The sequence below is a fragment of the Pseudomonas sp. 13159349 genome (assembly GCF_013305685.1).
Taxonomy (GTDB): domain Bacteria; phylum Pseudomonadota; class Gammaproteobacteria; order Pseudomonadales; family Pseudomonadaceae; genus Aquipseudomonas; species Aquipseudomonas asiatica.
In genome coordinates, this window is sequence record NZ_CP045553.1 from 4,222,172 (window position 1) to 4,242,833 (window position 20,662).

At 60.0% G+C, this 20,662-nt stretch carries 19 protein-coding genes; 2 read left to right on the plus strand and 17 right to left on the minus strand.

Features of this window, described 5'->3' with window-relative positions; translation table 11 throughout:
* Nucleotides 1-14: 14 nt before the first annotated feature.
* The 9 genes from fliE to GEV38_RS19530 form a co-directional block, all read right to left on the minus strand.
* On the minus strand, nt 15-347 hold the full coding sequence (fliE, locus tag GEV38_RS19490) for a flagellar hook-basal body complex protein FliE (RefSeq protein ID WP_013973606.1): 333 nt from the start codon (nt 345-347) through the stop codon (nt 15-17).
* A gap of 224 nt (nt 348-571) precedes the next feature.
* Complete coding sequence (locus GEV38_RS19495; protein WP_054573881.1) at nt 572-1,927, minus strand: sigma-54 dependent transcriptional regulator; 1,356 nt, start codon at nt 1,925-1,927, stop codon at nt 572-574.
* Nucleotides 1,927-3,144: a PAS domain-containing sensor histidine kinase gene (locus tag GEV38_RS19500; RefSeq protein ID WP_015271221.1), complete on the minus strand. Its 1,218-nt coding sequence runs from the start codon at nt 3,142-3,144 to the stop codon at nt 1,927-1,929. The genes GEV38_RS19495 and GEV38_RS19500 overlap by 1 nt, the downstream gene beginning before the upstream one ends.
* Before the next feature lie 520 nt (nt 3,145-3,664).
* Nucleotides 3,665-5,140, minus strand: a complete 1,476-nt coding sequence (gene fleQ / locus GEV38_RS19505; protein WP_015271222.1) for a transcriptional regulator FleQ — start codon at nt 5,138-5,140, stop codon at nt 3,665-3,667.
* A gap of 165 nt (nt 5,141-5,305) precedes the next feature.
* Nucleotides 5,306-5,602, minus strand: a complete 297-nt coding sequence (locus GEV38_RS19510) for a flagellar protein FliT (RefSeq protein ID WP_054573109.1) — start codon at nt 5,600-5,602, stop codon at nt 5,306-5,308.
* A 14-nt stretch (nt 5,603-5,616) separates the two neighbouring features.
* Nucleotides 5,617-6,012: a flagellar export chaperone FliS gene (fliS, locus tag GEV38_RS19515; RefSeq protein ID WP_054573108.1), complete on the minus strand. Its 396-nt coding sequence runs from the start codon at nt 6,010-6,012 to the stop codon at nt 5,617-5,619.
* 133 nt (nt 6,013-6,145) lie between these two features.
* Nucleotides 6,146-7,564 carry a flagellar filament capping protein FliD gene (gene fliD / locus GEV38_RS19520; protein ID WP_054573107.1) on the minus strand — a complete coding sequence of 473 codons (1,419 nt, stop codon included), beginning with the start codon at nt 7,562-7,564 and terminating at the stop codon, nt 6,146-6,148.
* Nucleotides 7,565-7,641: 77 nt separating this feature from the next.
* Nucleotides 7,642-8,004, minus strand: a complete 363-nt coding sequence (locus GEV38_RS19525) for a flagellar protein FlaG (RefSeq protein WP_054573106.1) — start codon at nt 8,002-8,004, stop codon at nt 7,642-7,644.
* A gap of 69 nt (nt 8,005-8,073) precedes the next feature.
* The gene (locus GEV38_RS19530; protein ID WP_054573105.1) at nt 8,074-8,916 is read right to left on the minus strand and encodes a flagellin domain-containing protein; all 843 of its coding nucleotides are present in this window, start codon (nt 8,914-8,916) and stop codon (nt 8,074-8,076) included.
* Nucleotides 8,917-9,328: 412 nt separating this feature from the next.
* Between GEV38_RS19530 and GEV38_RS19535 the strand changes: the two genes are divergently transcribed.
* A complete protein-coding gene (locus GEV38_RS19535) occupies nt 9,329-10,195 on the plus strand; it encodes a hypothetical protein (RefSeq protein WP_054573104.1) in 867 nt (288 codons plus the stop codon).
* Nucleotides 10,192-10,914 carry a TylF/MycF/NovP-related O-methyltransferase gene (locus tag GEV38_RS19540; protein ID WP_054573103.1) on the plus strand — a complete coding sequence of 241 codons (723 nt, stop codon included), beginning with the start codon at nt 10,192-10,194 and terminating at the stop codon, nt 10,912-10,914. Before GEV38_RS19535 ends, GEV38_RS19540 begins: the two co-directional genes overlap by 4 nt.
* A 57-nt stretch (nt 10,915-10,971) precedes the next feature.
* Here GEV38_RS19540 and GEV38_RS19545 read toward each other — a convergent pair whose 3' ends face one another.
* From GEV38_RS19545 to rfbF, 8 genes are all read right to left on the minus strand, one after another.
* Entirely contained in the window at nt 10,972-11,910 is a 939-nt protein-coding gene (locus GEV38_RS19545; protein WP_054573102.1) for a ketoacyl-ACP synthase III, read from the minus strand.
* 264 nt (nt 11,911-12,174) lie between these two features.
* Complete coding sequence (locus GEV38_RS19550) at nt 12,175-15,105, minus strand: TIGR00180 family glycosyltransferase (RefSeq protein WP_054573101.1); 2,931 nt, start codon at nt 15,103-15,105, stop codon at nt 12,175-12,177.
* Nucleotides 15,106-15,129: 24 nt separating this feature from the next.
* Nucleotides 15,130-15,867 (minus strand): cephalosporin hydroxylase family protein, encoded by a 738-nt coding sequence (locus GEV38_RS19555; protein WP_054573100.1) that lies wholly within the window; start codon nt 15,865-15,867, stop codon nt 15,130-15,132.
* Nucleotides 15,868-15,901: 34 nt separating this feature from the next.
* Nucleotides 15,902-16,780: an NAD(P)-dependent oxidoreductase gene (locus GEV38_RS19560; RefSeq protein WP_054573099.1), complete on the minus strand. Its 879-nt coding sequence runs from the start codon at nt 16,778-16,780 to the stop codon at nt 15,902-15,904.
* Complete coding sequence (locus GEV38_RS19565; protein ID WP_054573098.1) at nt 16,777-18,003, minus strand: class I SAM-dependent methyltransferase; 1,227 nt, start codon at nt 18,001-18,003, stop codon at nt 16,777-16,779. Before GEV38_RS19565 ends, GEV38_RS19560 begins: the two co-directional genes overlap by 4 nt.
* On the minus strand, nt 18,000-18,560 hold the full coding sequence (locus GEV38_RS19570; RefSeq protein ID WP_054573097.1) for a dTDP-4-dehydrorhamnose 3,5-epimerase family protein: 561 nt from the start codon (nt 18,558-18,560) through the stop codon (nt 18,000-18,002). The genes GEV38_RS19565 and GEV38_RS19570 overlap by 4 nt, the downstream gene beginning before the upstream one ends.
* Nucleotides 18,557-19,639 carry a CDP-glucose 4,6-dehydratase gene (gene rfbG / locus GEV38_RS19575; protein WP_054573096.1) on the minus strand — a complete coding sequence of 361 codons (1,083 nt, stop codon included), beginning with the start codon at nt 19,637-19,639 and terminating at the stop codon, nt 18,557-18,559. The genes GEV38_RS19570 and rfbG overlap by 4 nt, the downstream gene beginning before the upstream one ends.
* Complete coding sequence (gene rfbF, locus GEV38_RS19580) at nt 19,621-20,394, minus strand: glucose-1-phosphate cytidylyltransferase (protein WP_054573095.1); 774 nt, start codon at nt 20,392-20,394, stop codon at nt 19,621-19,623. Before rfbF ends, rfbG begins: the two co-directional genes overlap by 19 nt.
* Nucleotides 20,395-20,662 lie beyond the last annotated feature (268 nt).

Genomic DNA, 20,662 nt, shown 5'->3' on the forward strand with positions numbered 1-20,662 from the left:
GTTTACGTCCGTCCTCAAACCGGCATCTGCATGATGTCCTGGTACGCCTGGACCAGCTTGTTGCGTACCTGGGTCAGGGCCTGCATCGACACGCTGGCCTTTTGCGAAGCGATCATCACATCGGTCAGGTCGACACCACTTTTGCCGATCTCGAAGGCGTTGGCCAGCTGGGTCGAAGCCTGCTGAGTCTCATGCACCTTGCCGATGGCCTGGCCGAGCATGTCGGCAAAGGTACTCTGCCCCGGTGCCAGCTCGGGAGCGGCGGCCACCTTGGGCAGCGACATGGCATCGGCCTGCATGGCCCGCATGTCCAGCATCAGACGATTGAATTCAACACCTTGGCTCATGACCCTTCTCTCTCCTGCGGCCGCATTTTTTTGACAGTGATGCGGCGGATAGCCAACGTAAAGCAACAAAGGTGCCAGCCTTGGCACGCGCACCTCGGTTCACTGTAGGAGCAGCCTTGTGCTGCGAAAGGGGCCTTTGATGCAACAGACCACCTTCTGCCTTGCTGGCCTCTTCGCAGCACAAGGCTGCTCCTACAAAGGCTGCGCAAGCTCTGAGGTTTTTGTCAGCCGAACAGGCTGGCCTCGACGTCAAACCCGGCATCGCGCATCTGCGCCAGCTTGTAGCGCAAGGTACGCGGGCTGATCCCCAGGCGTTCGGCCGCCTCTTTGCGGCGGCCGCGCTCGGCGCGCAGGGTGTCGATGATCATCTGGTACTCATGACGACGCATGTCATCGCCCAGCCCGCCAGGCTCGGCCACCACCTCAGGTGATGGCTCGATGCCAGCTGACAATGGAATGGCGCCTGTCAGACAAAAATCCGCCGCCTCGATCACCCCGCCCTGCTGCAGGATCAGCGCCCGCTGCAGGGCGTTGTCCAGTTCGCGTACGTTGCCCGGCCAGGCATACGCCTGCAGGCAGGCCCGGGCCTGGGGCGACAGGTGCACCGGGGCGTGCTTCATCTTGGCCACGTGACGCGCCAACAGGCGCTCGGCCAGTTGCAGGATGTCACCCGGGCGTTCGCGCAGTGGGCGCCAGGCCAGGGGGAACACCGAAAGGCGGTAGTAGAGGTCTTCACGGAAACGCCCGGCCGCCACTTCGCCAGCCAGGTCACGGTTGGTAGTAGCCAGCACACGGATATCCAGGCTGATCGGCTTGCGCCCGCCGACCCGCTCCACCTCGCGCTCCTGCAGCACGCGCAAAAGCTTGGCCTGCAATGCCATCGGCATTTCCGAGATTTCATCGAGCAGCAAGGTGCCACCCTCGGCCTGCTCGAACTTGCCGACCTGGGCGGCAATGGCGCCAGTGAAGGCGCCCTTCTCGTGGCCGAACAGGGTGGCCTCGAGCATGTTGTCGGGGATGGCCGCACAGTTGATCGCCACGAAGGGTTGAGCCGCGCGCGCCGACTGTTGGTGGATATAGCGCGCCAGCACTTCCTTGCCGGTGCCGGACTCGCCCGAAATCAGCACGGTCGAGTCACTGCGCGCCACGCGGGCGGCCAGCTCCAGCAACTGTCGGCTGGCTGGCTCGCAAGCCACCGGGCCTTCTTCTTCAGCCACGCGCCCGGCGGCATGCCGCTCGACCAGGCTGAGCAATGCCTTGGGCTCGAACGGCTTGACCAGATAGTCGGCAGCCCCTTGGCGCATCGCCTCGACGGCGCGCTCCACCGCGGCATGCGCAGTCATCAGCAACACGGGCAGTTGCGGTTGCTGGCGGCGCAGCTGGGCCAGCAGTTGGTGCCCATCCATGCCTGGCATGTTCACATCGCTGACCACCAGGCTGAAGGCCTCCTCCAGCACTGCTTCCAACGCTTCTTCGGCACTGCCTACCGCCTGGTAGGCGAAACCGCCGATTTCCAGGGTATCGCCCAGTGCCTGGCGCAATACACGGTCGTCCTCGACCAGCAGCACCTTGATCGTCATTACATGCCCTCCGCCAGCTGCCCGTCGATCAACGGCAGCTCCACCCGCACACAGGTGCCACGGCCAACCCTGGAGCGCAGGCGCAGCGCACCTTGGTGCGCGCGCACCACGGCCTTGACCACGGCCAGGCCCAGGCCGGTGCCAGTGGCCTTGGTGGTCAGGAACGGCTCGCCCAGGCGGCCGAGCAGGTCGCCATCGATGCCACTGCCGGCGTCGCTTACACACAGGTGCAGGCTGCGCTCGCGACGGAACAGGTGCACCTTCAGTCGCGCCGGGCCGTCGCTGGCTTGCAGCGCATTTTCGATCAGGTTGAGCAATGCACCAACCAGGGTGTCGCGGTTGCACAGCAGCTCACCCAGGTGGCTGTCGCACTGCCAGCGCACGGCGTGCCCTTGCACATGCGCCTGGGCAGCCTGCTGCAGGGCCTGGAACAAGGCTTTTGGCGTGACTCGATCATTCAGCGGCAGCTCACCCCGAGCGAATACCAGCATGTCGCGCACCTGGTGTTCCAATTCGTGCAGGCGCTCTTTCAGGGTCCCGGCAAAGCGCTGGCGGGTTTCCGCGCTCAGGTCTTGTTCGGGATCAGCCAGGTGGCTGGCGTAGAGCATCGCCGCCGACAGTGGCGTGCGGATCTGGTGCGCCAGCGAGGCGACCATGCGCCCCAGCGAAGACAGGCGCTCGTGGCGAGCCAGCTGGTCTTGCAGGCGACGGGTTTCGGTCAGGTCGTTGAGCAACACCAACTGGCCAGGCTCGGCATCCAGCGAGCGAGTGGCAATGGACAGACGGCGGCCGTCGCGCAGCGAGACTTCGTGACCGTCATCCTTGCGCGGGGCAAAGCTGCGAGCGATCACCTGGCGCCACAGCTGGCCGACCAGCGGCTCGCCGAGCAATTCGCAGGCGGCCGGGTTGGCTTCGCGTACCAGGCCCTGGCCATCGATCACGATCACCCCGCCGGGCAGCAGGTCCAGCAGGTTCTGCAGGCGGTTGGCCAGGCGTTCCTTTTCGCTCAGTTCATCGATGCGCTGGGCGCTGACCACCGCCAGCTCGCCCTTGAGTTCGCTGACCCGGGCTTCCAGCAGGCTATAGGACTGGCTCAGCTGGCTCGAGACCTGATTGAACAGAGCGAAGGCCTGCTCGACACCCTGGCGGCTGTCCTGCTCGATCGGGGGCTGCCCCTGCGGACCGGGGGCTAGGGATATGTGGGCGGCCTGGGGCATGTTGCTCTCTCGCATGGCTGACCGTCATAAAAACGGTGTGTTGCCAGCGGTGTAGCAATAGCCGTGCCGGAGATGGGGTTTAATGCAGGGTTTGAGATTTTGGTGGGGCGCATATCGTGCGCCGCCGCGGGTATATACGCCTTGACACTTTCTGCGCCTGTGAAATCGAGCGCCGCCCGCGCGGCGCTTCGCGGGACAAGCCCGCTCCCACATTTGTTGCAACGTGGCCATGCCTGTGGGAGAGGCGTTGCCAGCCTTGGTGCAAGGCTTGAGGCAATGGGGCGGCAGTAGTGCCAACCCAGAAATACAGCCATCCCACCAAGGCTGACAACCATGGCCTGACAGGTTCGGCACGTTGCAACAAATGTGGGAGCGGGCTTGCCCCGCGAAGCGCGGCGCGGGCGGCGCTCGATCTCACAGGCGCAGAAAGTACAACGGCAAACACTCGAGAACCGCCGCGCGGGCGGCGCTCGACCTAACAGACACCATCAACGCCAAGCCGAACGCCCCGCCCCAGCCGTCAATCCTCCGCCTGTTCCTCGCCGCCCTGGCGGCTCATGCCATACTTGCGCATCTTCTCGACCAAGGTGGTGCGGCGAATGCGCAAACGTTCAGCCGCACGCGCAACGATACCGTTGGCATCGTCCAGCGCCTGCTGGATCAGGCCCTGCTCCAGGCTGCCCAGATAGTCCTTCAGGTCCAGGCCTTCAGGTGGCAGCATGGCGTGGTTGCTGAAGTTCGGCGTATGGCCATTAATCGCCACGCGCTCTTCCAGGTCGCTGCGCAGGCTGTCGACCATCTGCTCGTCTTCGTCATCGACGTAACGGAATTTCTTCGGCAGCTCGGAAACGCCAATCACCCCGTACGGGTGCATGATCGCCATACGCTCGACCAGGTTGGCCAGCTCGCGCACGTTACCCGGCCAGCCGTGGCGACACAGCGACATGATCGACGCGGAGTTGAAGCGGATGGACCCGCGCTTCTCGTGCTCCATACGCGAGATCAGCTCGTTCATCAGCAGCGGGATGTCTTCCACCCGCTCACGCAGCGGCGCCATCTCGATAGGGAACACGTTCAGGCGGTAGTACAGGTCTTCGCGGAACGTACCCTCCTCGATCATGGTCTCGAGGTTCTTGTGGGTCGCGGCAATGATGCGCACATCGATGCTCTGGGTCTTGTTGCTGCCCACGCGCTCGAAGGTACGCTCCTGCAACACGCGCAACAGCTTGACCTGCATCGGCAACGGCATGTCGCCGATTTCGTCAAGGAACAGGGTACCGCCGTTGGCCAGCTCGAAGCGCCCGGCACGGCTGGTGATCGCCCCGGTAAAGGCGCCCTTCTCGTGGCCGAACAGTTCGCTTTCCAGCAACTCGGCCGGGATCGCGCCGCAGTTGACCGGCACGAACGGCGCCTCGCGGCGTTTGGAATGGTAGTGCAGGTTGCGCGCGACCACTTCCTTGCCGGTGCCGGACTCACCCAGGATCAGCACGCTGGCATCGGTATCGGCCACTTGCTGCATCATCTGCCGCACGTGCTGAATGGCACGGCTGGTGCCGACCAGGCTGCGGAACAGGTTGGGTTCGCGCTGGCGACCACGCTCGCGCGCCTGGTCGTACATCTCGCGATAGACCTGGGCACGGTGCAGCGAATCCAGCAGCTGGCTGTAGCTTGGCGGCATTTCCAGGTTGGAAAGCACCCGGCGGCGAAGGTCTTCCGGGAACTCCGCAGAAGAAATTTCACCTAAAAGCAGAACCGGAAGGAACTCATCCCACCCAGTCACTGTCTTAACGAGCCCAAGCACACTGCCCGGGGCATTTACAGTGCCAATAAGCACGCACAGCACTTCGCGACTCGAAGACAACGGCTCGACCACTTGCTGCCAGTCCTGGCTGGAGCAAGCGAGGTTTTCTTCGCCGAGGAAGTTAAGCACCACCGCCAGGTCGCGGCGGCGTGCGCTGTCGTCGTCGATCAGCAGAATCTTGGTTTCACGCCACATGCAATAGCAACTTCCCTAGTCATATCGGCGCCCGAGGGCGTGCTCGACATCATTCCGACTGAATGGTCAGTGTTCGGACGTCTGAAATTCGAAAACAGCCACTAGTAAAGTCAAAAAACACCAGCCAGTCAAATTAATGGCGCTTGGCTTTTTGCAGATCTGTGGTCAGGTGAACAAATGGTATACCTTTGCCGCGTTCTTCGCCTGACGGATTTTCGACATTTCTTCCACCAAGGATTGACGTTCACCACTTGCAACATCGATTAGTTGACGGTATACGGCCAACAACTGCTCAAGGCTACCACGTACTTCCGCTTCGTTTTCATGAGCCTCGGCAAGCACATCGTCGACACACAGCCGGCATTCCAGGTCGAGCTCGCCAACTGTACCCCAGTCGCGATCAGCCAGCGCCGCCAGCAAGGCTTCTCGGGTGTGCTCTATACGGGCGATAACCTCGCTCATGTCATCCTCCTGGCTTAGGAAGCCGCCGACGGGTCGCCGATCGCGTCCCAACCTTCCTTGATGGTGATCAGCAGGCGCGCCACTTCGTCGATGATCTCCGGGTCATTTTTTGCATTGGCTTCGATCAAGCGACGACTCATGTAGGTATACAGGTTGTCCAGATCGGCCAGGGTGTCGGCATGGTTTTCCAGATCCAGGCCTTCACGCAGGCCGCCGATGATGTCGATGGCCTTGCCGATGAGGATACCCTTCTGGGCTATATCATTGCGCGCGATCGCGCCCTTCGCCTGCGCCATGCGATCAAGGCCGCCCTGCATGAGCATCTGCACCAGGCGGTGCGGACTGGCTTCGGATGTCTGTGCCACGCCGTTGACTTTCTGGTATTGCCGAAGGGCCAACATCGGGTTCATGGATCTGCCTCGTTGCTGCGAAAAAGGTTGCGTCTACCCTGTGTATCGCCGCCACGTCAAAAAACTTTAGGGTTAAAACGAAAAGCCCGGCGCGTCTGGCAAACGCTGCCGGGCTTTTGTCACACGGAAAGAATCAGGACTTCTTGGCCTGCGCGTTGATCGCCTCGAAGATCGACGTGATCTGGTCGGCCTGGGCTTTCATCTTGCCTAGGGCAGTGTCCAAGGCCACGTATTTCTTGGTCAGTGATTCGGTCAACGAGTCGGTGCGCCGATCGAGGGCAGCCTGCTGCTCACTCAAGTTCTTGGCAACGTTGCTCAATGCGCTATTACGGCTAGCCAAACTACCATCAGTGGCATTGTACGGGTCAATGGCCTTGTTCATCCGCTCGAAAATGCCATTCGTGCCGGTGAACAACTCCTGCACTTCCGCTCCCAACTTCTTGTCATTCATCGCTGCGGCGAATTTGGTGCTGTTGAACTCCAGAGTGCCGTCTTTTTGTGTGTTGATACCTAACTGACTCAGAGTGGTCAGCTGATCGCCTGCCCCCACTTCGGAAAGCACCTTACGAATATCACCCAACAGCGACCGGGTGGTAGGGTCGTTGGTCAGAGGTCCCAGCACCAGGTTGTCATCGTCATCACGGCTGGTCGAAGTCAGCGACGTAATAGCCTTCTGCAGCGTGTTGTAGGCATCGACAAAACTTTGGATGGAGGTCTTCAGGCCATCATTGTTGGCCGCTACGGTGACCTTGGTTGCCGCCGCGCTCTCACTGATCAACTCCAGGCTCAAACCACTGATCGAATCACTAATGGTATTGGTGGCGCTGGTGATCTTCAGGCCATCGATCGTCAGCTCGGCGTCCTGAGCTATATCGGTAATATAGCCTGCCCCCGTCCCTACCATCTTCTGGGTGCCGACAATATTCAGCTCAGTCTGATCGACATCCCCCTTCAATGAGAGATCATTGCCCGCGCCAGTCTTTGAGGACGTCAACACCAGACGAGCGCCATCCTCACCTGTAATGATGTTGGCACTGATGCCGTTGGCACTCATTTCCTTGTTGATCTGGTCGCGCACGCTTTGCAGCGTGGCGCCAGCGCCGACCTCGATCGTGTAGGCCGTGCCGCCAACTGCGGGATCACCTTGTTCGATCGTCAGGGTTCCCGCGGCAATCGCTTTGGAGGCACCTTCGACAAACGCCTGGCTAGCCACTTTCGAACCTGTTGCCAGCTTTGCTACCTGAATGTCGTAACTACCGGCGACTGCGGTGTTGCCCGAGGTGACCTTGACGACCTTGTCATTGGCCGAAGTAGCCGCATAGGCATTGAACGACGGCGCGGTCTTGTCGTTGAGCTTGGTCATGGCAGTCTGGAAGGCCGTGAGGGCACTACGCAGCGACCCGATTCCGGAGATCATCGCACTGTTGTTACTGGTCTGCCGGGTAATCTGCGCCTGCTTGGCGGCAGTGTCGGACTGGACCAGGACCTTGACGATCGAACCGATGTCCAGACCGGACCCGAGGCCAGTACTGGAGGCGATTGGGCTTGCCATGCTGTTCTCCCTCTCGTTAACCGCCAGCCCACTCCTGCGGGGCCGACATGCTTTACTTCATTGGTACTCGCCGCCAGTCAAACCTTGGCGTCGAACAGAACACTGTTGGCATCACTCAGGCTGCGGGCAATTCGCAACGCCTCTTCCGAGGGCAATTGGCGAATCAACTCACCACTGTCGCTGGCGATGACTTTGACCACGATCTTGCCGGATTCTTCGTCCGTGGAGAACTCCAGATTGCGCTGTGACGCTTTCAAAAATTTTTCGATTTCAGAGACGGCATTCTTGACCTTTTCGGCATCCTTCGCCGCCAGCGAGTCTTTCTTGTCGTCTTCACTGGGTACTGCAGCTTCAACTGCCCGGGTAACCGGCTTTTCGGCAACCTGCTCAACCGAACGTGCGACCGGGTAACTCAGGTTCAGCTTGGCACTCATGTCCATGCCCACCACCTCACGATGAAAAGGCGGGGAAGCGCCACGCATGCACTTCCCCGCCAGCGACTAGGCAGATTAGCCCAGCAGCTTCAGTACTGCCGACGGCAGCTGGTTGGCCTGAGCCAGAACCGAGGTCGAAGCTTGCTGCAGAGTCTGCTGCTTGGTCAGCTGGGCAGTTTCAGCAGCAAAGTCGGTGTCCTGTACACGGCCACGAGCGGCTTCGGCGTTCTCGTTGATGTTCTGCAGGTTGTTGATGGTGCTGGTCAGACGGTTCTGGGCAGCACCCAGATCAGCACGGGTGCTGTTGATGGTTTGCAGAGCGGAGTCGATAGCGTTCACAGCAGCGCTGAAGTTAGCACTGATGGTGCTGTCAGCACCAGAAATCGCGATAGCACCCGAGTTAACACCCAGGGCGGAAGCAGTCAGGTTAGCCAGCTTGATGGAGATCTGGTTTTCAGTACCAGTGTTGGAACCAACCTGGAAGCTCAAGGTGGCAGTGGTGTTGAGCAGGTTCTTGCCGTTCAGCTGGGTGCTGTTGGCGATACGAGTCAGCTCGTCGGACATCGAGGCGAACTCAGTGTTCAGAGCATCACGGTCCTTGTCGCTGTTCGAAGCGTTGTTGGCCTGGATGGCCAGTTCACGCATGCGCTGCAGGATGTTGGTCTGCTCTTGCATCGCACCTTCAGCGGTCTGGGCGATGGAGATACCGTCGTTGGCGTTCTTGATAGCCATGGTCTGACCGCGAATCTGCGAGGTCATACGAGTGGCAATTTGCAGGCCGGCGGCGTCGTCCTTGGCGCTGTTGATTTTCAGGCCGGAAGACAGGCGGGTCATCGAGGTGCTCAGTGCATCGGTAGCACGGTTCAGGTTTTTCTGAACACCCAGAGAGGTGGTGTTGGTGTTAACGGTCAAAGCCATGACGAATTCCTCGTTGGATTGGGTACTACGGCTTCCGGCCTTGGCAATTCGCCGGGTGTGGCACAGAGAACCTTCGTCATGGTTATCGTCGTCAGGGCGCGTTGCTTGAGGTTTTTTTTAAAAAATTTTACTGGCCACCTGCCAGCCCAAGAAAATCAATACGTTGACGCCAAAAAATCTTCGCACGCGTGGAGCATCACCTCAGAGATAGCATCAACCGTGACAATTGACGCCTCACTCCACCTCCCTGTGAAAATGGTCAACATACTCTAAAGTTGCCCGCCACGCGGCCGATCCCAATTTCACTCTCCGCTGTCAGCACGCGAAAGCCCGCGCCTGGCAGCCAGGACCCAAATAGAGCCGCGCAATAAAGGCTCGATACCTTCTGGCCCCCTCCAAGAGCTGATCAGCCATGAATTTATACGTAAACCAGACGAAGAACAGGCCGGCGCTGCGAGATGACATTTACCAGGGCGACATTTTTCTCGACACATCCCTGCGCAGTGCATACGACCTGTGCGCCCTTGCCCGGGCCTCTATCACTCAAGCGTTCGATGGAGAAACCGATCACCAATCGCTGCATAAAATGATGCCGGTGGAAAGTTTCGTTGAGCGGGTAACCGCCCTCAAACGCCATTTCACCAATGGCGGAGAAGCCAAGGCGCTGATCCAGGCGTTCATTCTGGAAATCGGGGCCGATCCAGGCGAATACTTGTTCGATGTGCCACGCGTACGGGTAGTGCCACATTACGATTACCTGCATGCAGGCGTCAGTTATGCCTACAAACCCCACCGGGACACCTGGTACGGCAATGTCGACTGCCAGATCAATACCTGGATGCCGCTGTACTCGCTCAAGCCCGAGCAAACCATGATGATCAACCCTGCCTACTTCAACCGCCCGGTGAACAACTCATCCGACGGCTGGAGCCTGGAGCACTGGATCACCGAACAACGCTTCAAAGCCAAGGAAAACATCACGCAGGAAAACCGCGTGCACCCGGTTCCCTTGGAAGAAATTGATGACCGCTCGGAGCTGCGCATTGCCAGCAACAGCGGCGAGATGCTGATATTCAGTGGCTCCCACTTGCATGGCACCGTGGCCAACACCACCGATCAAGTGCGTTTCAGTGTCGATTTCCGCCTGATTCACTTGCAAGATCTGATCAACAAGCGCGGCGCACCCAACGTAGACAATGGTTGCATCGACGCCCACGCCGGTTTTAAAGACCTTTTCCACGCCAAAGATTTTTCCAGATTCCAGGGAGTCAACCCATGACAAAGCGCCGCCTGACTGCTGCGGAAGTTGAGTACAACGAAAAACGCGCCACCGTGCTGAGCAAGGTAGACGCGCAGTACGTTGCCGATGCACCGTTCGTGTTTGCCAACCGAATCACCGTGACAGCCGCGCTATCGCGCATGGAGCTGTTCAAGATGGTGCAGGACGTACCCGGCGCAATCGTCGAATGCGGCGTCTACAAGGGCAACTCATTGATGCTCTACATGCACCTGTCAATGATTCTGGAACCGTATGCAATCAATCGCTCGATCATTGGTTTCGATACTTTCCAAGGATTTGCCAGCATCGACAAAGAGAATGATCCGACGGACATCAACGAAACGATGTTCTCCGACACCGATGACTCGATTCTTCAGGAAATGATCGACACTAATGACCTGGTGCGCCCGGTCAATCGCATTCCGCGCTGCGAGATCATCAAAGGCGACATCCTCGAGACCGTACCTGCCTTCGTCAAGACCCGCCCCGACCTCGTGGTGGCGATGCTGATTCTTGACACCGACCTGTATGCTTCGACCAAAGTAGCCTTGGAAACCTTCCTGCCTTACATGCCAAAAGGTGCGATCGTAGTACTCGACGAAGTCGCCTACCGTAACTTCCCCGGCGAGACCGCCGCATTGCGCGACGTGCTGGATCTGAACAAAATCGAACTCAAGCGTCTCCCGTTCGATTCAACCGTGGGCTATTTCCGCGTCTGATACCGCAACAATCGTCCGATGCCTTGCAGTGGCATCGGACGATCCATCGGCACAATCTTACTCAGGCGCCCTTTCGAGGATCGCCGACCCCCAAGACAGCCCCACACCAAAGCCGCTGAGCGCCACGCGCCTGTGCTGCGAACCGAGCACGTGCTTTTCGAGCAGTAGTGGAATGCTTGACGACACCGTGTTGCCGGTTTCCACCATATCCTTGACGAACTTCTGCTTATATTCGCCCTCGACAAAGCGCGACGACACCGCGTCGACGATCGCGGCGCTCCCCTGATGCAAGCAGTACAGATCGATATCGTCAGCCTGCAACTTGCTGGCTTCGAGCAACTGCTGCAGGTGTGCAGGCACCTTGACCAAGGCAAAGTTGTAAACCTGGCGACCATTCATGAAGAACTTGCCGTCGGTGGTACGTAGGTGCTCGGCACCGGCACCATCGCTGCCGAACAACGACCTGCCCAACTGCCAGGCGGCACCCTCACCCATCCAAGTGGCCGTGGCGGCATCACCAAACAACATGGTGGTGTTGCGATCCTCCGGGTCGACGATCTTCGAATAGGGGTCGGCGGTGATCAACAAGCCGTTTCTCAGGCCTGCGGCCTCCATGAAGCCTTTCATCGCATAAAGGCCGTAGACATAACCCGAACAGCCCAGCGAGATGTCAAAAGCGGCAACCGCTGTCGACAGGCCGAGCTTGTGCTGTACGATCGCCGCCGTATGCGGCAAACCTTCGGCATCACCGTTCTGAGTGACCACGATCACCACATCGATGGATGCCGGGTCCAGGGATGGATTGACAGCGAACAGGTTTTTCGCGGCCTCTACGCAGAGGTCGGACGTTTCCTGGGCAGCATCCTTGCGCGGCAAAAAGGTCGAACCGATCTTGCCGAAGATAAAATCCTGGTCCTTGCCGAATTTCGCGCCCTGGGCGTAGTTGTCCACGCCGTCAGTCGGCACGTAACTGGCGATACTTTTAATGCCAATCATATGGCTTCCCAATTCAGTAACAGCGAAATACCCGCCACGGAACCAAACGGCAAAACGCCAGGCGATGCGGTGGTTTCCGATCCCTGACAATTTGTTCGGAGCGGCGCGGCGGTTCCCGGTTTCGACAATATACAGTGAAGATGCGCGTTCTGACTCTCAAGTCACGCTCTTTTTGTCGAATCGACAAACCGGTGCGGCTGCGCCCACAAAAAAGCCATAACCGCCGCGAGGCGGTCATGGCTTGGCGTAGTTCCGCAACAGATGTCAGGCGATCAACGCCTGCCAATCAACCCGGCCATCCAGATCAAGGCTGAATAGCTTGCCGTCCAGACTATGGTTGGCGTTATAGCAAGTGTCCTGAGCCAATGCGTGCGCCCAGCGCTCACGCATGTGTGGGCAGGCCATCGCATCGTCGCCCACCAGAACATGCCGTACGGCCTGGGCCTGTGGTGTCCACACTATCAATAGGCCCGCCGCCACTGCTTGCAGGCACAGGTCGACGTGCGCGGCGCGCAGATTCGGTGACTGCTCTTCGAGCCCACCGACAGCGTGCAACAGTTCCGCACGTAGCATGATACAACCCGACACCGCCGAAACACCGTGTTCCACCTGAAGGCGCTGCATGTAACCAGGCGAATCCCTGGATTCGCCGACGAACGCGGCACGTACACCCGCCTGCCCTGCCAGCACAAGCCCAGCCTCGACCACCCGTCCCTCGGGGTTCAGCAACTTGCCACCCACTACACCCACTTCCGGACGCTGGGCGTGATTGAGCATACCTTCCAGCCAGTTGGCGTTAAGCACCTCGAGCTCGCTGTCCAGCAGCACCAGATACTCGCCCTGCGCCTGCTGAATGGCCAGATTGAGCATCGCAACCGGCGCTAGGGCGCGCTCGCTACGGACCACCCGCAACCGGCTCCCTCCTAACTGCAAGCTAGCCAGCCAATCGCACAGCTCGGGCGACTGGCTGGCATTGTCAGCAACGAGAATTTCATGCTGCTGATAGCGGGTGCGCTGCAACAGGCTGAGCAGGCACGCTTGCAACGCTGTGAAGTTGTCCTGGCAGTGCACGATGATCGAAACCATCGGCCGCGCCTCATGCCGATAGTCAACGGCCAACGTTCCCGGACGGACCGACCCGACCGACACCGCATACCCCCGCTGGGCCACATGCTGTACCAGCACGGCACGCTCTTGATCGTGCCGGCTATTGTCAGGCGCAGAGCAGAGCAACAGTGGCTCCGCCAGGTGGGCAAGGCCCGCCATACCTCCTTTGCCGATCAAGCGCAGTAACAGATCGAACTCCAGCGCCTGCGGGTAACGCGCGTCGAACCCACCTGCCTCCAACCACAGGTCGCGACGCACCAGCCAGTGCCGAGCCATCAGCCCAGGCACGCTCTGCAGCAGATCCAAGTTGATGCCTGGACGCATGACATCGCTCAGCAAGCCGTTGGCCTGTTCCTGCAATTCGTCCATCGCCACGGCACGCACCCCTTCGACGCCTAGCAACTCGAGCCCAGCACGCATCAGGCCGCCGGCGGTGAACTGATCACCACTTTCGGCCAGCATGATCCAGTCAGTGCCCAGTTGCCTGGCCGCCTCGTTCATGCGTTGAACATGATCCTGCTCGGTAACCTTGATGAAATGCACAGTCTGCTGCGGCTTTGTCACCGACGGCAGCTCTCCGGTGGTCAATACAACCACCTTGAAGGCGCGCGAGTAGCCGTTCATGAGACTGTCGAAGGTAGCCTGGAGCTTGACGATGTCGGCTTGCAGATCGAGCAATAAAATGCCAAAGCTCGGACCGCCATGATGCTTGTCCAGACGCTTGGCAGCCTGGCGTACCAACTCGTCGCCTGGCTCACGAGCCTTGAGCCAATTAAGCAGCCGCCCCGAGGACATACTGCTTAACAACACCTCGTTGTCGAAGCCAGGAAGCGACTCCAACCGGCACAACCAGTCACGTAATTGCTCCGCTTCGGCCTGGGCTTGGTCGTCCTGCTCCAGTTGCATCAACAGGCGCTCGACCACCGTCCGGTTGAACGGGTTGATGACAAGCGCCTCCCAGAGGCGAGTGCGCAGGGCAGTGGTATCATCACTGGCACGCGCCTGGAGCAAACGCCATTGCCTTTGCAGGATCGATTCCAGTTCGGTGAGCTGATGACGCCCGGCCGGCATGGCATGGATATGGAATTCGATCTCGGTCAGCAAGTCGAAGAACGCCTTGTTGTAGAACGGAAGTTCCACGAACTGCTGCTCGCCAAAGATTCGTTTAGGTTCGTACATCGGTCGCTGCCATTCGGAGCGAACAATCGGGCAAGCTTGTAGCGCACGCCCCGTCAGCAACCCGTCGGCCATGCTCTTGAAGCTTTCGAGGGCGATCTGCTTGACCGCAGCGGCGCCCCTGCTGCTCAACTCGGTAGGAATCGATGCAAGAAACTCTGCAAAGACTTCACGCCCCTGGCGTGACTTCTCGTCCTGCAAGGCAAGCACCGTGAGTACGTTGGTGCCATGCTCAGAACCGCCATAGTTGCCCTCTCGAACCGCAAAGGGAATCGGCAGAATTCGAGCCTTGGCATTGGCCAGCAGGTAGAAAGCGTGGCCGATTTCCTGCCATTCGAAGCTGGTACCCAACGGCAGCAGCTCATACCACTGCTGCAACAGGTCAGTGCGGGTAACGGCGTAAAAAGGCGGGAGGAACTGGCCCATGAACTCCAGCAAGCGCTGCTCTGGATCTTGCGAACAGTAGTCTTCCTGCACCCGATTATCACGTTTGTAGTACTCGACCTGCGCGCCACCGGGCACATACATCATCCCGTAACCATGGCAAAGACCGTAATCAGAGTGCTGCTCAAGGAACTCCACCGAGCGGGTTATGCTGTCATGCAGCAGGAAGTCGTCGACCGCAATGAAGAGCATGAACGGCGTGACGACCTGCTTGACCCCGAAAGCCAGCTTTTCCAGCAATGCAGTGTAAGAAAACTGCGGTAGATGGCGGTAATCGACATCTGGGTAATCGCGAGCAATTTCATCGTCAGCCTTCAGCGACGAATCCAGCACCAGGATGCTGGCCGGGTAGTTGCGGTAGTAGCACAAGGCCCGGCGCAAAAAATCTGGGCGGTTGTGGGTAAGCAACACCAATGTGAGGCGATCCTTGAGCGATGCGTCGCCCCGGTGCTGTACATGTGCTTGCATATCTGCTTCTGCCTGTTGGTTGGTTCAGCGCACTCGGCGCAGGTAGCCATCACGCGCCACGGTGATCAGCAGCTTGTCGTGGATTTCGGCATCGATGACGAAGTCCTCGGTTTCCTTCAGGTAAGCCCACACAGCAGTGCGCGGGTTGTCGCCAACACCCCATGGCCGATCAGGGAAGGCATCGGCAGGCATGTCCTCGACCACCGTATCCATCACCACGCAGTAGCAGTCTTGCGACACTAACGGCGCGTAGGCGCGCAGTTCGGCCAGCACGTGGTCGTGGGTGTGGTTGGAATCGAGCACGACGATGACCTTCTTGCCCTCGGCCAGCATCCGCACCCGCTCGACAACGGCCGGGTCGATGCTGGAGCCTTCGATCATGCTGATACGCTTGAACATTGGGTGACTTTCGATGGCTTCGCGATTATGTGGACGGATATCGCGATCGATGCCAAGGACCTCACCATGCCCCACCAACTCCATCATCGACGCGTAATAGATGATCGAACCGCCATGAGCGATGCCACATTCGATGATCAAGTCAGGCTTGAGTTTCCAGATCAGCTCCTGCATGGCAACCATGTCCTGGGGCAGCTGGATGATCGGGCGGCCCATCCAGCTGAAGTGGTAGGTGTATTTGTGCTTGGCCGATTCGTTGTAGAAGACCTGGGCCAGTTCGCCCAGCGCCGCATCGTTGCCTTGGGCACGGATCTCGGCCTGGCATTCTTCGGCGAATACCTGTAGTGGCGTTTTGTCGCTCATTTGCAGCCTCTTGAAAAGTGTTGGCCCGACAGCGTCAGCGGTGCAAGGGCTCGATAGTGGATTGCAGCATGCGCTGCAAACGATCGGTCACCGCCCAGAACGCCATCGGCTCATGGGTTGGATAAGGGTAATAACCAAGATTCAGGCTCAGGCTGGCTCCTCGCTCACGCAGACGCTGCTCGACCAGACTGCGCACTGCAACCGGCTGACCACTGGCGCAATTGACCACCCCTGAGAATTCGCGACAGTGCAACACACCAGCCAACTGGCGGGCGGCATCGGTAATCGGCTGAAAGTCGCGCAACTGCTCGCCACCGGACATGGCGAACGATGCCTCGCTGCTATCAATGGCTCGATCGAGCCCTGCCAGCAGGCTGTTGGGGTTCTGCCCCTGACCATACAGGTAGAACAGTCGCGCCCATTGCAGAGTGAATGGCCGATGCAACTGCAATGCCTGGAGGAACTGGTGCAGGCTGTGCTTAGCCAAGCCATAGGGGTTGGTCGGGCGCGCCGGACATTGTTCGTCCAGCGGGCCGCTCTGCATCCCGTACTCGAAGCAGGTGCCGGTGACCAGCACCTGTCGTACACCAGCCTCGACCGCGTGCTTGATGAAGCGGTAGTCGGCCATCAGGTTCTGCTCCAGATGGAACAGCGCCTGGTAGTTGGGCAGTCCCGGCCAGGCCAGGTGAGCAAGGGCGTCGATACCATCGACCCAACTGGCCACCGCTGCGGCGTCGGCCAACTGCAGGTCACCGGCAACGAACTCCACTTGGTCGAACCACGCCATGCCCCGTGCGCGCTCGACGTCACGCGCCAAGGCGCGCACGCGACAACCGCGGGCCAGCAGTTCGGCCACCAGATGGCGGCCAACGAAACCAGTGGCGCCGGTTACCAGTACATGCAATGCGGTCATAGCACGGTCAACTCGGGGACGGCGATGACGAACTGCCCGCCCCACTCACGGATGCCGGCCTGCTGCTCGCTGATTTCGTGCAGCAGATTCCACGGCAGCACCAGCACATAGTCCGGCTGTTCCTCGGCCAGGCGCTCGGGCGCCACTATCGGAATGCGGCTACCAGGCAGGAACTTGCCCTGCTTGTGCGGGCTGGTGTCGGCCACCCAGGCCAACAGGTCAGCCTTGACCCCGGCATAGTTGAGTAAGGTGTTGCCCTTGGCGGCAGCGCCGTAACCCACCACGCGCTTGCCAGCAGCCTTGGCGTCGAGCAGGAAACGCAGCAGCTGCAGCTTGATACGCTCGGCGGCAGGCGCCAAGGTGGAGTAGAAGCCAGCGCTGCGCACGCCCACGTCGTTCTCCAGCGCCAGCAGGCCGGTGACGGCCGGCTCCACCGTACGGCGCTGGCCATCAGTGCGTTGCACGAACACCCGCAGTGAACCACCGTGAGTCGGCAGCTCCTGCACGTCGAATATTTCCAGGCCGTTGCGCTGGCAGAGGATCTGCACCGCCGTAAGCGACAAATAGGAATAGTGCTCGTGATAAAGCGTATCGAACTGGTGCTCGGCGATCAGCGACAGCAAATGCGGGAATTCGAACGTGGCCACGCCGGTCGGCTTAAGCAAGGTGGCGAAGCCACCGAGGAAGTCATTGATGTCCGGCACATGGGCGAGCACGTTGTTGGCCGCCATCAGGTCGGCACTCCAGCCTTCGGCCACCAGTTGCGTCGCCACGTCGCGACCGAAGAACACTTCGCGGATCTCCAGTCCTTTGGCACGCGCCGCATCGGCAGTGCTGCGGGTCGGCTCGACCCCCAGGCAGGGAATACCGCGCCGGGCGACGTACTGCAACAAGTAGCCATCGTTGGCAGCGATCTCCACCACACGGCTGTCGGCGCTCAGCGCGAAGCGCTCGGCCATACCAGCCACATAGGCTTCGGCATGGCCCAGCCAGGAACTGGAATAGGAACTGAAGTAGGCATAGTCCGCATCGAACAGCTGCTCGGCGCGGGTATAATCCTCGGTCTGTACCAGCCAGCATTGCTCGCACACTGACACCTTCAACGGTACCCACTGTTCAGCCCCGGCCAGTTGCTCGGCACGCAGGTAGGCGTTGGAAGGCGGCGCTGTGCCCAGATCGATCAACGGCAGGTGCAGGGCGCTGCCACAACCACGGCAATTCATACGGTCACTCCGGTAAAGCGGCTGTCCAGCCAAGGATGCATTTCATCCCGGGCCGAGAGGTTGATCACGGGCAACGGCCAGGCGATGGCCAAGCGCGGGTCAAGCACCGACAGACCACCCTCATGCTCCGGGGCATAGTCGGCGCTGTGCAGGTAAAGCAGCTCGGCATCGTCGCTCAGCGCCTGGAAACCGTGGGCGAAACCGGCAGGTACCAGCAAGCTATTGCCCTCACCGGCCTTGAGGTGCTCGGCATGCCATTGCAGGAAGGTCGGCGAATCGGCACGCAGGTCAACCACCACGTCCCACACTTCACCCTGCAGGCAGGTGATGTACTTGCTCTCCGGCTGCGGCCCGACCTGATAATGCAAACCGCGCACGCTACCGCGCCCGCGAGTCAGCGAGCAGTTGATCTGGCGGATGTGGAACGGCGCTCCGAAACGCTCCAGGCTGCCTTCGCAGTAAAGCCGCGAGAATGCACCACGGGCATCCTCATGGCGGCGATGATCGACGCGGGCTAGGCCCTGCAATGGCAAGGGGTGCAAGGTGTACTCGCTCACAACGACTCCTGATACAAGCTCAACTGGGTCAGACAGACTGCACGCATGTCCATACCCTTACGCCAGGCCAGGTGCCAGCCTAGGGTTCGCTCCAGGCATTCGTTGAGCGTCCAGCGTGGTCGCCAGCCAAGCAGCTGGCGGGCTCGAGAGCTGTCCAGGCGTAGCAGCCCGGCTTCGTGCAGGTCGCTCGTCTCGACCTTGACCCCTGGGGCCAGAGGCCACTGCCCAGCCAGCAACTGGACCACCTCACCGACACTGCGCATGTCGTCGTCACCCGGGCCGAAGTTCCATGCACCTGCATAGCGCTGGCCCTGCTCGTATAGGCTGGCGGCCAGCAGCAGGTATCCGGCCAGCGGCTCCAGGGCATGCTGCCAAGGGCGCACCGCCTGGGGGAAACGCAGCGTCACCTGCTCGTCAGCAGACCACGCCTTGAGCACGTCGGGGATCAGCCGATCGGGCGAGAAGTCTCCTCCGCCCAGCACATTGCCGGCGCGTGCGGTTGCCAGGCTCAGGCCATGGTCGGCGTACCGCTCGGCAGGGAAGAATGACGCCGCGTAGGACTGTGCAAGAATCTCGCAGCAGGCCTTGCTGCTGCTGTACGGATCATGACCACCGAGCGCTTCGTTCTCGCGGTACGACCAGACCCACTCCTGGTTGGCGTAGACCTTGTCGGTGGTCACCACCACGCAGGCGCGCACGCCGCCTACCTGCCGCACGGCCTCTAGCAGATTGAGGGTCCCCATGACATTGCTCGAATAGGTGCCCAACGGGTCGCGGTACCCTTCACGCACCAGCGGCTGGGCTGCCAGGTGCAAGACAATTTCCGGCTGCACTTCTGCGACCAGTTCCAGCAGAACGCCAAGATCACGCACATCACCACGGCGATCATCGATGCCCTCGCCAACCCGTGCCAGATCGAACAGGTTCGGCTCGGTCGATGGGTCGAGGGCGAAACCGGTGACCTGAGCGCCCAGGCTCTGCAGCCAGAGCACCAGCCAGCTGCCCTTGAAACCAGTGTGACCAGTGACCAGGACGCGCTTACCGGCCCAGAACGCGGGACTCAAGCCCACTGTTTCCATGGCGCCTCCCCGCTGCTCCACAACTGTTCGAGGTGGTTCTTGTCGCGCAAGGTATCCATGGGGTGCCAGAAGCCGTCGTGCTCGAACGACATCAGCTGGCCTTGCTGGGCCAGGGTGGCCAACGGTTCGGCCTCCCACGGCATAGCATCACCGACAATATAGGGGATGACCTTGGGAGAGAGCACGAAGAAGCCACCATTGATCCAACCTCCATCACCGCGCGGTTTCTCGCTGAAACCTCGCACCCGGTCGCCCTCGCGCTCCAGTGCTCCGTATCGACCTGGCGGCTGTACCGCTGTGACAGTGGCGAGTTTGCCGTGACCGAGATGGAAGTCAACCAACGCACCGATGTTCAGATCAGAGACGCCATCACCATAGGTGAAGCAAAACGACTCCTCGTCTTCCAGGTATCTGGCAACACGACGCAAGCGGCCACCGGTCATGGTATCGTCACCAGTATCCACCAACGTCACACGCCATGGCTCGCTGTAGTTCTGATGCACATCCATACGGTTGGCACGCATGTCGAATGTGACGTCGGAGGTATGCAGGAAGTAGTTGGCGAAGAAGTCCTTGATCGCGTACCCCTTGTAGCCGAGGCAGATCACGAAGTCGTGGATGCCGTGCGCCGAATACTGCTTCATGATGTGCCAAAGAATTGGCTTGCCACCGATCTCGATCATCGGTTTGGGCTTGAGGTGTGACTCTTCGCTGATACGCGTGCCGAGCCCACCCGCCAGAATGACTGCCTTCATCGATTTCCTCATGTGCTTCGCGCCCCAGGTCCGCCCGGGTGAAGGATTTATGGCGATATCGATGGGTATTTGCAGGAAATGCGCCAACCCGCTTAAAGGGCCAACAGTTTTTTAATCCGATGTGGTAGACAACGCAGGCCTTTCCGGCAGCGGCGCCGGCCATGAAAGATGACTGCCCGCAACGACACACTGACGTTTAACAGAGCAGCAAACCGAAAGGGCCATAAGGCAGCCTTATCACAATACACAGAGCGCTATCACGGTGACC

Coding starts and splice junctions, on each gene's coding strand:
- GEV38_RS19535 (WP_054573104.1), top strand. CDS start 9,329: ATGAATTTATACGTAAACCAGACGAAGAACAGGCCGGCGCTGCGAGAT.
- GEV38_RS19545 (WP_054573102.1), bottom strand. CDS start 11,910: ATGATTGGCATTAAAAGTATCGCCAGTTACGTGCCGACTGACGGCGTG.
- GEV38_RS19565 (WP_054573098.1), bottom strand. CDS start 18,003: ATGAATTGCCGTGGTTGTGGCAGCGCCCTGCACCTGCCGTTGATCGAT.
- fliE (WP_013973606.1), bottom strand. CDS start 347: ATGAGCCAAGGTGTTGAATTCAATCGTCTGATGCTGGACATGCGGGCC.
- GEV38_RS19555 (WP_054573100.1), bottom strand. CDS start 15,867: ATGAGCGACAAAACGCCACTACAGGTATTCGCCGAAGAATGCCAGGCC.
- GEV38_RS19530 (WP_054573105.1), bottom strand. CDS start 8,916: ATGGCTTTGACCGTTAACACCAACACCACCTCTCTGGGTGTTCAGAAA.
- rfbF (WP_054573095.1), bottom strand. CDS start 20,394: ATGAAGGCAGTCATTCTGGCGGGTGGGCTCGGCACGCGTATCAGCGAA.
- GEV38_RS19550 (WP_054573101.1), bottom strand. CDS start 15,105: ATGCAAGCACATGTACAGCACCGGGGCGACGCATCGCTCAAGGATCGC.
- GEV38_RS19500 (WP_015271221.1), bottom strand. CDS start 3,144: ATGCCCCAGGCCGCCCACATATCCCTAGCCCCCGGTCCGCAGGGGCAG.
- fliD (WP_054573107.1), bottom strand. CDS start 7,564: ATGGCAAGCCCAATCGCCTCCAGTACTGGCCTCGGGTCCGGTCTGGAC.
- GEV38_RS19540 (WP_054573103.1), top strand. CDS start 10,192: ATGACAAAGCGCCGCCTGACTGCTGCGGAAGTTGAGTACAACGAAAAA.
- rfbG (WP_054573096.1), bottom strand. CDS start 19,639: ATGGAAACAGTGGGCTTGAGTCCCGCGTTCTGGGCCGGTAAGCGCGTC.
- GEV38_RS19560 (WP_054573099.1), bottom strand. CDS start 16,780: ATGACCGCATTGCATGTACTGGTAACCGGCGCCACTGGTTTCGTTGGC.
- fleQ (WP_015271222.1), bottom strand. CDS start 5,140: ATGTGGCGTGAAACCAAGATTCTGCTGATCGACGACGACAGCGCACGC.
- GEV38_RS19510 (WP_054573109.1), bottom strand. CDS start 5,602: ATGAGCGAGGTTATCGCCCGTATAGAGCACACCCGAGAAGCCTTGCTG.
- fliS (WP_054573108.1), bottom strand. CDS start 6,012: ATGAACCCGATGTTGGCCCTTCGGCAATACCAGAAAGTCAACGGCGTG.
- GEV38_RS19525 (WP_054573106.1), bottom strand. CDS start 8,004: ATGGACATGAGTGCCAAGCTGAACCTGAGTTACCCGGTCGCACGTTCG.
- GEV38_RS19495 (WP_054573881.1), bottom strand. CDS start 1,927: ATGACGATCAAGGTGCTGCTGGTCGAGGACGACCGTGTATTGCGCCAG.